General features: G+C 60.2%; 13 protein-coding genes. All 13 read left to right on the top strand.

The annotated features are described in order from the left end of the window. Window positions 1-62: 62 nt before the first annotated feature. Entirely contained in the window at window positions 63-1,214 is a 1,152-nt protein-coding gene (locus H7C18_RS15430) for an HD domain-containing phosphohydrolase (RefSeq protein WP_185129970.1), read from the top strand. 251 nt (window positions 1,215-1,465) lie between these two features. Further along, entirely contained in the window at window positions 1,466-1,753 is a 288-nt protein-coding gene (gene spoIIID, locus H7C18_RS15425; RefSeq protein WP_027094289.1) for a sporulation transcriptional regulator SpoIIID, read from the top strand. A gap of 95 nt (window positions 1,754-1,848) precedes the next feature. Beyond that, a complete protein-coding gene (mreB, locus tag H7C18_RS15420) occupies window positions 1,849-2,847 on the top strand; it encodes a rod shape-determining protein MreB (RefSeq protein WP_185129969.1) in 999 nt (332 codons plus the stop codon). Between the two features lie 12 nt (window positions 2,848-2,859). After that, the gene (locus H7C18_RS15415) at window positions 2,860-3,726 is read left to right on the top strand and encodes a flagellar hook-basal body protein (protein ID WP_185129968.1); all 867 of its coding nucleotides are present in this window, start codon (window positions 2,860-2,862) and stop codon (window positions 3,724-3,726) included. Window positions 3,727-3,738: 12 nt separating this feature from the next. Continuing rightward, complete coding sequence (locus H7C18_RS15410) at window positions 3,739-4,581, top strand: flagellar hook-basal body protein (RefSeq protein WP_185129967.1); 843 nt, start codon at window positions 3,739-3,741, stop codon at window positions 4,579-4,581. 21 nt (window positions 4,582-4,602) lie between these two features. Next, window positions 4,603-4,830 carry a DNA-directed RNA polymerase subunit beta gene (locus H7C18_RS35740; protein WP_337913545.1) on the top strand — a complete coding sequence of 76 codons (228 nt, stop codon included), beginning with the start codon at window positions 4,603-4,605 and terminating at the stop codon, window positions 4,828-4,830. Between the two features lie 304 nt (window positions 4,831-5,134). Then, entirely contained in the window at window positions 5,135-5,644 is a 510-nt protein-coding gene (locus H7C18_RS15400; protein WP_185129966.1) for a CDP-alcohol phosphatidyltransferase family protein, read from the top strand. Window positions 5,645-5,889: 245 nt separating this feature from the next. Continuing rightward, on the top strand, window positions 5,890-6,327 hold the full coding sequence (gene fabZ, locus H7C18_RS15395; RefSeq protein WP_185129981.1) for a 3-hydroxyacyl-ACP dehydratase FabZ: 438 nt from the start codon (window positions 5,890-5,892) through the stop codon (window positions 6,325-6,327). Window positions 6,328-6,387: 60 nt separating this feature from the next. Continuing rightward, complete coding sequence (locus H7C18_RS15390; RefSeq protein WP_185129965.1) at window positions 6,388-8,097, top strand: phospho-sugar mutase; 1,710 nt, start codon at window positions 6,388-6,390, stop codon at window positions 8,095-8,097. 231 nt (window positions 8,098-8,328) lie between these two features. After that, entirely contained in the window at window positions 8,329-10,380 is a 2,052-nt protein-coding gene (locus tag H7C18_RS15385; protein WP_185129964.1) for a DUF5693 family protein, read from the top strand. A 112-nt stretch (window positions 10,381-10,492) separates the two neighbouring features. Next, window positions 10,493-11,626 carry a polysaccharide pyruvyl transferase CsaB gene (gene csaB, locus H7C18_RS15380; RefSeq protein ID WP_185129963.1) on the top strand — a complete coding sequence of 378 codons (1,134 nt, stop codon included), beginning with the start codon at window positions 10,493-10,495 and terminating at the stop codon, window positions 11,624-11,626. A gap of 74 nt (window positions 11,627-11,700) precedes the next feature. Continuing rightward, complete coding sequence (locus H7C18_RS15375; RefSeq protein ID WP_185129980.1) at window positions 11,701-12,402, top strand: WecB/TagA/CpsF family glycosyltransferase; 702 nt, start codon at window positions 11,701-11,703, stop codon at window positions 12,400-12,402. A 147-nt stretch (window positions 12,403-12,549) separates the two neighbouring features. Next, window positions 12,550-13,680, top strand: coding sequence for an MraY family glycosyltransferase (locus H7C18_RS15370; protein ID WP_185129979.1), 1,131 nt, complete (start codon window positions 12,550-12,552; stop codon window positions 13,678-13,680). Window positions 13,681-13,741 lie beyond the last annotated feature (61 nt).

The raw sequence follows: 13,741 nt of genomic DNA, 5'->3' as shown, positions 1-13,741 counted from the left end.
GACTATCGCTATTGTGCGACATAGTCTGGGAAAAATCGACTAGTTCTAAAGGAGTGGAGGCCGTGAGGGAGACGGCGGTTCAAGAATTATCGGCCGGAGACGTACTGGCAAGGCCGGTTCGCGGGAAGAACGGAGTCGTCATGCTGGAAGCGGGAACGCAGTTGACCGAGCAGTACATTCGCCGTCTGCGCAACCTCGGCGTTGCTTCGGTCTGCGTGGATCGGAAGGAAGAGGCGGCAACGGCGCCAGTTCGGACCGGGAGGGCCGTCGGGCTGCGCGACGCAAATTGGAAAGAGAGCGACGCGGAGAATCTGAAGGATAACGACGCTGCCCGCAAGATGGCCTGCGAGTACGCCGTAAAGATGGCGATGTCGGAGCAGGCGATCGGAAGGGTGGCGGTCGGCATGCTGGAGGACCGGTTCCGCCGCCAGTTCCGAACCGTGATGACGGAGATCGTGGCGCAGCGGGAGATCGCGGAGGAGCTGGGCGTCTTGCTGCAGACGGATCGTTTCTTGTTCGACCATTCGCTGCAGGTGGCGCTGCTCTCTTGCGTCGTCGGCCTCGCGAAAAGCTACGATATGGCGAGGCTGTACGATTTGACCGTCGGCGCGCTGCTGTTCGATATCGGGATGACCCGGCTTCCGCCCGCAATCGTCAAATCGAAGCTGCAGCTGACGTCGCTCGAGAGGAAGGAATTGAAGCAGCATACGGTAAAAGGCTTCGAGATTCTATCGCGCCTGCCGGGCGTGTCGGCGGCTTCGGCCAAGTGCGCCCTGCTGCACCACGAACGTTATCGCGGGAGCGGCTATCCGTTCGGCGTCAAGCATAATGACATTCCGGAATACGCGCAGATCGTCGGCCTTGCCGACATGTACGACGCGCTGATCTCTCCTCGGCATCATCGGAAGGCGTTCACCTTCGGCGAGGCGATGGAGTACTTGTTCGCGGCCGGCAATTACGACTTCGATCTCGACCTGGTGCAGGTATTTCTGCGCAACGTCTCGATGTACCCGGTCTCCCTCGTCGTGAAGCTGAGCAGCGGGCAGACCGGAGTCGTCGCCGACGTGGAGCATTCGATGAGCCATCGCCCGATCATCCGGATCGTTCGCGAAGCGAACGGCGCGAAGGTTCAACGGCCGTACGAGATCGATCTGCGGAACTACCGCGACCTGGTCATCGTCCAAGCCGCGATGGAGGAGCACGAGAACGCGTAAAATCGATGGGACGGGCCGGTCAAACCGTTGCCGCCCAAGGCATGGAGGACGTGAAATTGCTTGATCGGAAGGCGGAGCGCGAGGGGGGCGCTCCGCCTTTTCTCATCCTTCTTAAGCCGCACACCCCCGTCGTAAGACCCATTCATTTCGCGATATTTGGACTTTCTAGGCTTGTCAGGCTTGGGAACAAAGAATAAGTGACCGCGCCCCTCATATAATGTACCAATCTATTCGAGCAGGGAGGCGGGAGCGTGCACGATTACATCAAAGAACGCACCATCAAGATCGGCCGGTGCATTGTGGAGACGCGCAACACGGTACGGACGATCGCCAAGGAATTCGGCGTCTCCAAGAGCACGGTGCATAAAGACCTGACCGAGAGACTTCCGGAGATCAATCCGGACTTGGCCGACCAGGTCAAGCACATTCTCGAATACCACAAATCGATTCGCCATCTGAGGGGAGGAGAAGCCACCAAGATCAAATACAAGAAGACAACCGTCAAGAAACGGGAAGTTTTGACGGCAGGCAAAGCGTAAAAGATAAGTTTTCCGCGACAAAAGGAGGATTTTCCGCGAGAACGGCGAATCATAAACTATTACGATATATCAAGCGCCGTGGGGGATTCTCGTTCATGTTCAGCAAAGACATCGGAATCGATCTGGGCACTGCCAACGTGTCCATTCATGTCAAAGGAAGAGGAGTCGTGCTCGACGAGCCTTCCGTCGTCGCGATCGAGAGCGACACCCGCAAGGTGCTTGCCGTCGGGGAAGAAGCCCGCCGGATGGTCGGCCGCACGCCAGGCAATATCGTCGCCATTCGTCCCCTCAAGGACGGCGTCATCGCCGACTTCGAAGTGACGGACATGATGCTTAAGGCGTTCATCGGCCGCGTAGGAGGAAAGACCTGGTACAGCCGTCCCCGCATTCTCATCTGCGCCCCGACGAACATTACGTCCGTCGAGCAGAAGGCGATCCGGGAAGCGGCGGAGAGAAGCGGCGCCAAGGAAGTTTTCCTGGAGGAGGAACCGAAGGCGGCCGCGATCGGCGCGGGCATGGACATCTTCCAGCCCAGCGGCAATATGGTGGTCGATATCGGCGGAGGTACGACGGATGTGGCCGTTCTGTCCATGGGCGACGTCGTAACCGCCTCTTCTCTTAAAGTCGCGGGGGACAAGTTCGACGCCGCGATCATGAAGTACATAAAGAATAAATATAAATTGCTGATCGGAGAACGAACGAGCGAAGACATCAAGATCAAGATCGGAACCGTTTATATGAGCGGCAGGCACGAGGAGATGGACATCCGCGGACGCGATATGGTGTCCGGGCTCCCGCTGACCGTGACGATCCATTCCGACGAAGTCAGGGAAGCGCTGTGGGAGCCCGTCTCCTCCATCGTCGCCTCCGCCAAAAGCGTGCTCGAGCGCACCCCCCCGGAGCTCTCCGCGGACATTATCGACCGCGGAGTCATCTTGACGGGGGGCGGTGCGCTGCTCGACGGTCTGGACGCCTTGCTCGCGGACGAACTCAAGGTGCCCGTGCTGATCGCCGAGGATCCGATGCACTGCGTCGTAAAAGGGACGGGAGTCATGCTCGACCATCTGGACAAGATGACCCGCAAGCTGAGCTAAGGGGGCAGGATTATGCTGAGAGGATTATATACCGCCGCTTCGGGCATGATTGCGGAACAGCGCCGCCACGATTCGGTTACGAACAACATCGCCAATCTCAATACCCCGGGCTATAAAGCGACCAATTCGGTCAACCGCGCATTCCCCGAGATGCTGCTCTCCGCCATGGGCGGCAGCGAGTCCCAGGACGGGCCGGTCGGCAAGCTCAATACGGGCGTGTTCGCGGAAGAGAACCTGCTCGGCCTGATGCAGGGCGACATGACGGAGACCGACCGTTCGCAGGACCTGGCGCTCGTCTCGGATATTCTCGTGAACGGTACGACGTTCGATGCGTCCGGCAAGTCGGTGGACGCGAACGGGAACGTCACGTACCAGCCGCAAGCTTTCTTCACCGTGCAGGATGCGAACGGGGATCGGCGCTACACCCGGAACGGCAGCTTCCGGACGACGGCGGACGGAACGCTCATCTCGTCTGACGGCCTGCCGGTCCTCGGAACGAACGGACAACCGATCCGGGTGCCGGGCTCGTGGGACAACGTCGCGGTCTCCTCGGACGGCAGCCTGCTGGACAAGACCACCGGGGCGGCTCTGGCCGGAAATCCTAAGCTGCTGCTGACCCGCGTCGACAATCCGAACGACCTGATCCGCGAGGGGGATGGGCTGTTCCGCTATGAAGGCGCGCCGCAAGGCATCGCCCAAGTCCAGAACGGCGAGCGGGTCGAGGTGCGCCAGGGCTATCTGGAGCGATCGAACGTCGACTCCTCCCAGTCGATGGTCGACCTGATGTCCGCCCTTCGGGCATACGAAGCGAACCAGAAGGTCGTGCAATTTTACGACAAGAGCCTGGACAAGGCCGTGAACGAAGTCGGCAAGGTTTAAGGAGGGTAAACGTTGAACAACTCCATGATCAGCGCCGCCGCTTCCATGGGCGCCATGCAGCAGAAGCTCGACATTCTGGCGGACAATATCGCCAATCTGAATACCAGCGGGTACAAGCGCAAAAATGCCGTGTTCGAGGACATTCTAACGAATGTGCAGCCGCATGAGCGCGATTTCCAGCTGCCCGGGCGCCGCAGCCCTCTCGGCTATACGCAAGGCTGGGGAGCGCGGATGGTCGCCCAGACGCTGGATCTGACCCAGGGACCGCTGCAGCAGACGAACAATAACACGGACGTAGCTATCGAAGGCAACGCGCTGTTCGAGGCTCGTTCCGGCGCTACGCTGAACAGCGATCGCGTCTTTACGCGCCAAGGGGCCTTTCAGCTCATGCCGACGGGCAACGGAGACAGGCTCCTCGTCACGGATACCGGCAATCCGGTCGTAGCGGACGATGGAGGAACGGACGCCCTGATCCGGGTGCCCGACGGATACGACTTGAATATCGCCGCCGACGGCACGTTGACGGCCGTCAATGCGGATCAATCGGAGACGCTGGACCTCGGCAAGCTGAAGCTGGTCGAAGTGCTGAAGCCGGAATTGCTTCAAGCGGTCGCCGACAACTTGTACGGGGTGCCGCAGAACGTCAACGCCGGCGACGTCGTGCAGGCGGTGCAGGCCGCGCCGCAGCAGAGCGGCGGCGTCTCGATCCGGCAAGGATTCCTTGAACAGTCGAATGTCAATCTGGTGGACGAGATGGCGGACCTGGTGACCGTACAGCGGGCGTACCAGCTGAATGCCAGGGCGTTGTCGTCCGGAGACCAAATGTTGCAGATGGCGACCGATCTGCGCGGATAATCGCGAGAAGGGGGGAGCCTGGTGACAGCTTCCAACCGTCCGGCCGTCCGGAAGAAGCGCTCCGTCGGGAGAGTCTTCTGGCAGGTCATATGGACGAGCATCAAAGTATTGATTATTCCGGTTCTTTGCATAGTCGCCGTGTTCGTAGGCATGGCAATCGGTTACGTGGTATTGGGCAAGCGGGAATTGGCCGACGTTTTCGATCTGAACACCTGGAAGCATATGTACGACCTGGTGTTCGCCCCGTGAGGGAGCGGACGACGGACGCCGGTCCGGCAGGGATAGGCAACAGGAACGAAGCTCTCCGGTTCTTACGAGGAGGGCTTTCTTTTCTATAAAGAATGTATAAGCTCCCGGGGCCCCCGCAAAGTACCTGAGTAAGCTTCGGAGTGAAGCCCCACTTTGTGGGAATATCTTATTGGGCATCGGGTAGGACGGCGGAATCAAAAGCGAAGTCCATTTCGCCGCGTCCTGCGGCTTAAGCCGTTTTACGGCTGCAGACATGCGCGTTATAATAGGTAAGAACTTGGAGATGAGGGGGGATTGCCTTCGGATGAACGTTCCCAATATGTTGACGATGTCCCGCTTCGTCATGATCCCCTTGTTCCTGGCGTTGTACTTCAACGATCATTCGGTTACGGCGCTGCTTGTGGTGCTGCTGGCCGGATTGACGGATTTGCTGGACGGCTACATTGCGCGCCGAAGCGGACAGATTACGACTACCGGGATTATGCTGGACCCGCTGGCGGATAAGCTCATGATGCTGTCCGTCATCGCGGCTCTTCTGGTGGGAGGAGAGATTCCTTGGGCGGCGGCGATCCTGATGGCGATTCGCGAAGTGGGCATGATCGCGAGCTCGGCTTTTTTTCACTTCCGCGGCATGAAGACCGTTCCGGCCAATGTGTTCGGCAAAGTGACGACCGCCGTTTATTATTTGGCGATTATGCTGCTCTTCCTGGATCAGCCGGGCGGGGTGGCCGTGCTGTGGTGCGCCGTCGTTCTCTCTTTCTTGACGACCGGCGTCTATTTGATGAAGTTCCGGAATTTGAATCAGGCCTCGTGAGATAACCCCACAAAGTGGGGCTTAGCTTCGAAGCTCATTCAGGTACTTTGCGGGGACCCCAGGACTTTACCTTTTTGCGGATGAGAAAAAGGGTTCGCCGCCGTGCCTCAGCTGGTGCATATGGCAAGCGGCGGCGAGCCCTCTTATCTTAACCTTGGCGACTGCAGTTCGTCCAAGGATACTTGTAGTATGGGTATGGAACCGTAAGCTTATGCGATTCGTCAATTTAAAGGAGGAATTTGATGATGTTGGACGTAACGCAAATCCAGGAGATTATTCCCCACCGGCCGCCCTTTCTGCTGGTGGACCGCATTCTCGAGCTGGAGCCGGGCAAACGCGCGGTCGGCTTGAAGAACGTCACGATGAACGAGCCGCATTTCGTCGGACATTTCCCCGGATTTCCCGTCATGCCGGGCGTACTCGTGCTCGAGGCGCTGGCGCAGGTCGGCGCGTGCGCGATTCTCGGCGTGGAAGAGAACCGCGGCAAGATCGGCTTGTTCGCGGGAGTGGACGAGTTCCGCTGGCGCGGTCAGGTCGTCCCCGGCGATACCGTGACACTTGAGGTTGAAGTCGTCCGGCTCAAGGGGCCGATCGGCAAAGGACAAGCGGTAGCCAAGGTCGGCGATAAAGTCGTGGCCGAAGGCATGCTGATGTTCGCGCTGACGGATCCCGCCAAAGCTTAGCTTTTCGCCGGATTGCCTTATATACATAGAGAAAGCAAGAATAGAAAGGATGGAGTAAGAATGCCTACCGAATCGAATGCCGCAGAACGCTATCAAGCATGGTTGAACGATCCGAACGTCGACGAACGGACGAAGGAGGAGCTTCGGGGAATCGCGGACCAGCCGAAGGAGATCGAAGACCGGTTCTACCGGGAACTCGAATTCGGCACGGGCGGTCTCCGCGGCGTCATGGGCGCGGGAACGAACCGGATGAACCGTTACGTCATCGGCAAGGCGACGCAGGGGTTCGCGAACTACTTGCTCCGGGGCGCTTCCGCGCCGACGGCGGTCATCGCTCACGATTCCCGCCATAATTCCGACTCGTTTACGTTGGAAGCGGCATGCGTCCTGGCGGCCAACGGAATCAAGACGTATCTGTTCCGCTCGCTCCGTCCTACGCCCCAGCTTTCGTTCGCCGTGCGCGACCTGAAGGCGGCCGGGGGCATCGTCATCACGGCCAGCCATAACCCGCCGGAATACAACGGGTACAAAGTTTACAACGCCGAAGGAGGGCAATTGACGCCGGACGACGCCGAGCAGGTAATCGCCGAGATTCAAGGCATTGCGTCGTTCGATCAGGTAAAACGGCTCACGCGGGAAGAAGCGGAAGCGCGCGGGCTGATCGTCTGGCTCGGCGAAGAAGCCGACGAGAAGTTCGCGAACGCGGTCGCGGCGCAATCCGTTCAACCGGAAATGCTGCGCGGCGGAGCGGGAGAGCGGCTCAAAGTCGTGTACACGCCGCTGCACGGAACGGGCAACTTGCCGGTCCGGCGCGTACTGGAGAAGGCCGGGTTCACGCAGGTTCATGTCGTGCCGGAGCAGGAACAGCCGAACGGCCTGTTCCCGACCGTCAAATCTCCGAATCCGGAAGAGCACGAAGCGTTCACCTTGGCCATCAAGCTGGCGGATCAAATCGGGGCGGACCTGATCATCGGCACCGACCCCGACGCGGACCGGATGGGAGCCGTCGTCAAGAACGACCAAGGACAGTACGTCGTGCTGTCGGGCAACCAGTCGGGCGCGCTGATGGTCCATTATTTGCTCTCGAACTTGAAAGCGCAAGGCCGGCTGCCGGCAGACGGCGCGGTTATCAAGACGATCGTTACGAGCGAGATGGGCGCCGACATCGCCGCTTCGTTCGGCTGCGCCGTATTCAACACGCTGACGGGCTTCAAGTACATCGGCGAGAAAATGACCGAGTTCGAGAAGACGGGCTCCCAAACGTTCCTTTTCGGATACGAAGAGAGCTATGGCTATTTGACCGGCACGTACGCGCGCGACAAAGACGCGATCGTAGCGTCCCTGCTGATCAGCGAAGCGGCAGCCTTCTTTAAGACGCAGGGCAAAACGCTCTACGACGTGCTGCTGGAGCTCTACAAGCAGTACGGCACGTACTTGGAGAAGCTCGAATCCCGGACGCTCAAAGGCAAGGACGGCGTGGCGAAAATCGCCGGCATCATGAATGACTGGCGCGCGAACCCGCCCGCGGAAGTAGCCGGCGTCAAGGTAACCAAGGTGCTCGATTACGAGCAAGGGCTGGACGGGCTGCCGAAGGAGAACGTCCTGAAATACCTGCTCGCGGACGGCTCGTGGTTCACGCTTCGCCCTTCGGGGACGGAGCCGAAGATCAAAGTGTATTTCGCGGTTCGCAAAGACGGCTTGCCGGCGGCGGAACAGGCGATTGCCGAGCTGGTCTCGGCCGTCATGGCCCGCGTCGACTCGCTGAGCTGACCCGATAGCCGACCCGCATTCGCGCAAGGCCCCCGGCCTTCGCCGAATGCGGGTTGCCGCGCGGGGAGAGCCCGGCGGGGGATGCCTGGGACAAGCTTGTCTGAAGCGGGACGGTCCCTGTCGTACATGGATCGGAACGGAGCGGGCATTCTATGGACAAATCTTCCTGATCCTTTTGCAAGCGGATTTTGAAAATTGGCTATCTTAGCAACAACAAGAGGAGTGACCGTTGTGCCCCAGTGGCTCGAACAGTGGAACCGGAGATTGGCCAAGTGGTTATGGGCGGTCGTCCTGCTCGGATTGATCGGCACGCTGCCGGTTATCTATTCGCGCGTGCAGACGGAGGCGTCTGCCAAGAAAGTGGAATTCGTCATGGACTATCAGGATTTGCTGCAGATGTCCCTGACGCAGCCGAACCCTTCGGCTTTCGTGCAAGCCCAACTGCAATCGCTTAAAGCGGCCGGCGTTACCGCCATGGCCATCTACGAGAGCAACCTGACCGAGCTGGGCTTGTCGGGCGAAGTGACGGTGTACAGCGCAAGTCAAGCGGCTCTCCTGGAAGGCAAGCTGGCGACTCCCGACGACAACCGCACTTATTTGTTGTTCAACAAGCCGGAGGACGAACCGACGCTGCGCCCGATCGTGGAGCAGACCTTCAATAAAGCCGGCGTGGAAATGAGCGACTGGTCCGTACAGGGCCGCTCGGGCATGATCATCAACTTGAGTCCGGAGGATGCGGCCGCTCGGCAGATGCAGCCGAATCCGATCGAGATGAAGTCGCTGCACGACCAAGGATTTCTTGTCGTTCCGCGGTTATCCGACCGTTCCGTTCCTTACGATGACGCTCAGGCGGCGGATTGGATCAACCAGTTCAAAGAGCTGGGCGTGACACGCATTATTTTCGACGGAGATGCCGTTACCGGTTTTGCGAGCCAGGCGGAGAGCAACAGCCTGAAACAGTTCGCGAACCATCTGAAGGAAGCGGGCATCGGCGTCGGTGCCATCGAGAATTTGAAAGTTCCGCAGAAAGGCCTCGGCACCCTGGCCAAACTGCTCGACTATAATGTCGTCCGCGTACATTCGATCTCGGAAGCCGAGATGAACGCCGCCCAGCCGACCACGCTTGTCGACCGGTTCTTGCTGGCGGTAAAGGATCGCAACATCCGGATCATCTATTTGAACGGCATGGCGGTGAGGGATTCTTCCAAAGGACAGATCACGACGCCGGTGGAGAAAATCGGACAGGCGCTGACCGGCGACAAAGAGGAAAATTTAAAAGGCACGCTCGAGCGGATCCAGGATTTCGGTTTCGTACCCGGCGAGGCGCATGCCTTCTCGATTCATAAGGCTCCCGCCGAAGCGCTCTGGCGCGCTCTCGCGATCGCGGGGTCCGTCGCGCTCATTGCGATTGCGATCGGCCTGTTCATTCCGGCGATTCTGCTGCCGGTGACCCTAATCGGAGCGATCGGCGGAGCGGCCACGTTCGTACTGCAATCTTCGCTGCTGACCCAGGCGCTCGCCCTGTTCGTCGCCATTGCGTCGCCCACGGTCTCGCTGGTGCTGCTCATCCGCTGGTTCCGCAACAAGCGGGAGAAGGGCGGAGCGGTCCCGAGCTCGGCTTGGGGGCGTCTTGGCGGCGCGATCCTGCTGTACATTCGTACGTCGATTCTGTCGGTCTTCGCCGTGCCGTTCGTGATCGCGCTGCTCAGCGACATTACCTACAGCCTCGTGCTTCAGCAATTCCGCGGCGTCAGCCTGCTTCATCTGGCTCCGATCGCGCTTGTCGCCCTGTATGCGGTGCTGTACGGTTACGGCGGATCGGTGATGCATAACTTGAAGACGCTGCTTAAGCAGCCGATCACCGTGCTCTGGGTCATCATCATCGCGATCGTCGGAGCGGTCGGCATGTACTACCTTTCGCGCACCGGCAACAGCGGCGAAGCGACCGGACTGGAGCTGCATCTGCGCACCATCCTTGAGGATACGTTCGGCGTCCGGCCGCGCACGAAAGAATTCCTGCTCGGGCACCCGATCTTCCTGGTCGGCCTGTTCCTGGCGTTCCGCTACCGCTGGGCGCTCGTGCTGCTCGTCGTGGCGTCGGTCGGCCAACTGTCGATGGTGGACACGTTCGCCCACATTCATACGCCGGCCTATCTGTCCGCGATCCGCGACCTGCTCGGCCTCGGCATCGGCGCGCTGATCGGTCTTGTCGGCATCGTCGTGTGGCAGGTGCTGGAGGCGCTGTGGCGCTTGTACCGGCCCCGTCCGCAAGCGGGGCGGTAAACGAGAAAGACACCTTACGTTTATGCTTCGCCGGGTTCGCTTATGTCAGGCGGCCCGGCGGAGCCCAAATTTTTAGGTTCATTTCATGTAAAAACGGGCGGTGCGAGACATAATGAAAGAAAAGCCGGAGTCGGCCGCTTGCCGGCTGGTGTTGTCGGGGTACTACGGATTTCGCAACAGCGGAGACGAGGCGGTGCTGCTCAGCATTCTGACCGCCCTGGAAGAGGTCGGCCGAAAGCTGGGCGTTCGCGTGGAGCCGGTCGTGCTGTCGGGGGATCCGGCCTGGACGGAGAAGCAGTACGGCATCCGGGCGGTCCCGCGCATGAAGCTCGGGGAGATCCGCCGGGCGCTGAAGGACAGCGACGGGCTGATCAGCGGCGGCGGCAGCCTGCTCCAGGATGCAACCGGGCTCGGCTCGATTCCGTACTATTTGGGAGTCATGAGGCTGGCCCGCTGGTGCGGCAAGCCGACGTTCGTGTATGCGCAGGGGATCGGCCCCGTGAACCGGGGGATGTTCCGCCCGTGGATCGCGCGAGCGTTCCGCAAAGCGGCGTACGTGAGCGTGCGCGACGCCGAATCGGCCGAATTGCTCGGCCGGTTCGGCGTTGAGCATGACCGGATCGACGTCGTGCCCGATCCGGTCATGGGGCTTCCGCTGCCGGACGGTACGGCGGCAGCGGATACGGTTGCGGACGAGCCGCCGACGGTCGGCGTGTCCGTGCGGTTTTGGCGCGGCGACCGCGCGGACCTGGACCGCGCGGCGGCCGCGCTTGGGGCGCTGGCCGGACGGCGGAGCGTCCGGCTGCGCCTGCTGCCGTTCCATCAAGGGGCCGACGAGGATGCCTCGCGGCACGTGATGGAACGGCTGGCGCTCGCCGGGGTGCCGGCGGAGCTGGCCCCGGCGCACGAGGCGCCGCAGGCGATGCTGCGCGAGGTCGATCGCTGCGCGCTGCTAGTCGGGATGCGGCTGCACTCGCTCATCTATGCCGCGAACCGCGAGGTTCCGCTGCTCGGGTTGTCTTACGACCCGAAGATCGACCAGTTTCTCGCCCGCCTCGGAGAGAAGGCCGTCGGGACGACGGAAGCGCTCGATCCCGAAGCTTTCGCGGAGCGCGCGGCCGCGTTGCTGGATAAGCCCGGAGAATGGCGGGCTGCCAAGGCGGCCGCCATTCGCGGGCTGAAGGAAGAAGCCATCCGTCCGGCCGAACGCATTTTGCGAATCCTGACCGACAAGAATAGAAGGTGACTTTTGTGGCATTAGGCACCAGCAACTTGAGACCGTATCCGACCGTCTCTTTATACGGCGTCCCCTTTTCCAAGATGACGATGAAAGAGACGGTCGCGTACCTGACCCGGGCGATCGAGGATAAACGTCCGCAGCGTATCGTGACCGGCAACCCGATCATGCTCATGGCAGGGCGGGAAGATCCCGCTTTCCAGCGGACGCTGGAGACGGCCGATCTGATCGTGCCGGACGGCGCGGGCGTCGTGTGGGCGGCCAGGCGGCTGGGACAGCCGGTCGCCGAGCGGGTCGCTGGCTTCGATCTGCTGCACGAACTGATGCGCGAAGGAGACAAGCGTGGCTGGAGCGTCTATCTGCTCGGCACGAGCCAAGACATTCTGGATGCCGCCGCCGCGAACCTCGCCGCTCAGTTTCCGGGAGTGCGTTTTGTCGGAAAACGAAATGGGTACTTCAAAGATGACGATGACGCCGAAGTCGTGGCCGACATTCGGAGAGCCGCGCCCGACATGCTGTTCGTCGCCCGTTCGGTGGCCAATCAGGAGCCGTGGCTGGCGAAATACGGCGACGAGCTCGCCGTTCCCGTCATGATGGGCGTCGGCGGCAGCTTCGACGTGATCTCGGGCAAGCTCAAGAGAGCGCCCGCGGCGTTCCGGAAGCTGGGGATGGAGTGGTTTTACCGGCTGCTTCAGGAGCCGTCGCGGTACAAGAGAATGTTGGTACTCCCTAAATTCGCGATTAAAGTCGTCAAAGACGGAGATAACGTTCTGAAAACGAGATAATTCCCGCTGAAAAAGTCCTGAAAACGAAGGAAACGGGCCATTTCGCCGGAAAACGGTTGGTTAAATGCCTTGTTGAATTCCGTGGGACCGGAGTATAATTCTTTCCGGTGTACACATAAAGGGGAGTTGCAGATGCCGACAGGCTGGTTGGTAGGAATCGGAGTCGCCGGATTTGCGCTGGCGCTCGCGATATCGCTTGCTCTTACGCCGTTCGTTAAAAATTTCGCCATCAAGATCGGCGCCATGGACGTGCCGGATCACCGCAAAGTGCATACGCGGGTCATGCCCCGAATGGGCGGGTTAGCCATATATGCCGCATTTACCGTCGTTATCCTTCTATTCCTGCCTTGGATGCCGAGCGGCCTGCTTAGCTCCTACGACCGGAATCTCATCTACGCCTTGCTCTCCGGCGGCACCTTGATCGTGCTTCTGGGTGCGCTGGACGACCGCTTCCAGCTGAACGCGAAGCTGAAATTCCTCGTTCAGATTGGGGCGGCCTGCATCGTCGTTTTCGGCTTCGACATCAAAATTAATCTCGTTAACATTCCGTTCGGCTCCGCCATGCAGCCGATGGGCGATTGGCTGAGCATTCCGCTCACGATCTTCTGGATCGTCGGCGTCACGAACGCCATCAACCTGATCGATGGACTCGACGGCCTGGCCGCCGGCGTCTCCGGCATCGCGATCGGCACGATTCTCGTGATGGCCGCGCTGATGGGGCAGGGATCGGTTATCTTGCTCTCGACCGTGCTGCTGGGCGCCGTAGCGGGTTTCCTATATTACAATTTCCACCCGGCCAAAATCTTTATGGGCGACTCAGGCTCATTGTTCCTCGGCTTCGCGCTGGCGACGCTGTCCATGCTCGGGTTCAAGCAGATTACGGTCGTCTCGTTCGTGACCCCGATTCTGATCATCGGCGTTCCGCTGTCCGACACGTTCTTCGCGATCGTGCGGCGCTGGCTGCAGAAGAAGCCGATCTTCGAGCCGGACAAAGGACATCTCCACCACAGACTGCAGCAACTGGGCTTCAGCCACCGCAAAACGGTGCTGATCATCTACGGCATCGCCGGATTCTTCGGCGCATGCGCCATCGTCCAGTCGATCGCCACCAGCACCGGCATGGGCAACTGGGTTACCTTCATCGTCATCTGCGTGCTCATCTTCCTGCTGCAGATCGGCGCGGAAGTGACCGGCATCGTCGACAAGTCCAAGCGGCCGGTCATCGATTTCTTCAATCGCCTATTCCTTCGGCAGCAGACGCAATCCCGTTCGAAATAAAACTGCATAGTCGGCATAAGGCCCGAAGGCGCCGGATTCTACTTCTGGAGCTTTCGGGTTT

The organism is Cohnella zeiphila, assembly GCF_014212055.1.
In the GTDB taxonomy this organism is placed as follows: Bacteria; Bacillota; Bacilli; order Paenibacillales; family Paenibacillaceae; genus Cohnella; species Cohnella zeiphila.
Note: the sequence above shows the minus strand (reverse complement) of the source record. Positions and strands in the feature narration are given on the sequence as shown.

Excerpts from the sequence above, each read along its gene's own strand:
- H7C18_RS15400 (WP_185129966.1), top strand. The coding sequence starts at position 5,135 with ATGAACGTTCCCAATATGTTGACGATGTCCCGCTTCGTCATGATCCCC.
- H7C18_RS15375 (WP_185129980.1), top strand. The coding sequence starts at position 11,701 with ATGACGATGAAAGAGACGGTCGCGTACCTGACCCGGGCGATCGAGGAT.
- fabZ (WP_185129981.1), top strand. The coding sequence starts at position 5,890 with ATGTTGGACGTAACGCAAATCCAGGAGATTATTCCCCACCGGCCGCCC.
- mreB (WP_185129969.1), top strand. The coding sequence starts at position 1,849 with ATGTTCAGCAAAGACATCGGAATCGATCTGGGCACTGCCAACGTGTCC.
- H7C18_RS15415 (WP_185129968.1), top strand. The coding sequence starts at position 2,860 with ATGCTGAGAGGATTATATACCGCCGCTTCGGGCATGATTGCGGAACAG.
- csaB (WP_185129963.1), top strand. The coding sequence starts at position 10,493 with ATGAAAGAAAAGCCGGAGTCGGCCGCTTGCCGGCTGGTGTTGTCGGGG.
- H7C18_RS15390 (WP_185129965.1), top strand. The coding sequence starts at position 6,388 with ATGCCTACCGAATCGAATGCCGCAGAACGCTATCAAGCATGGTTGAAC.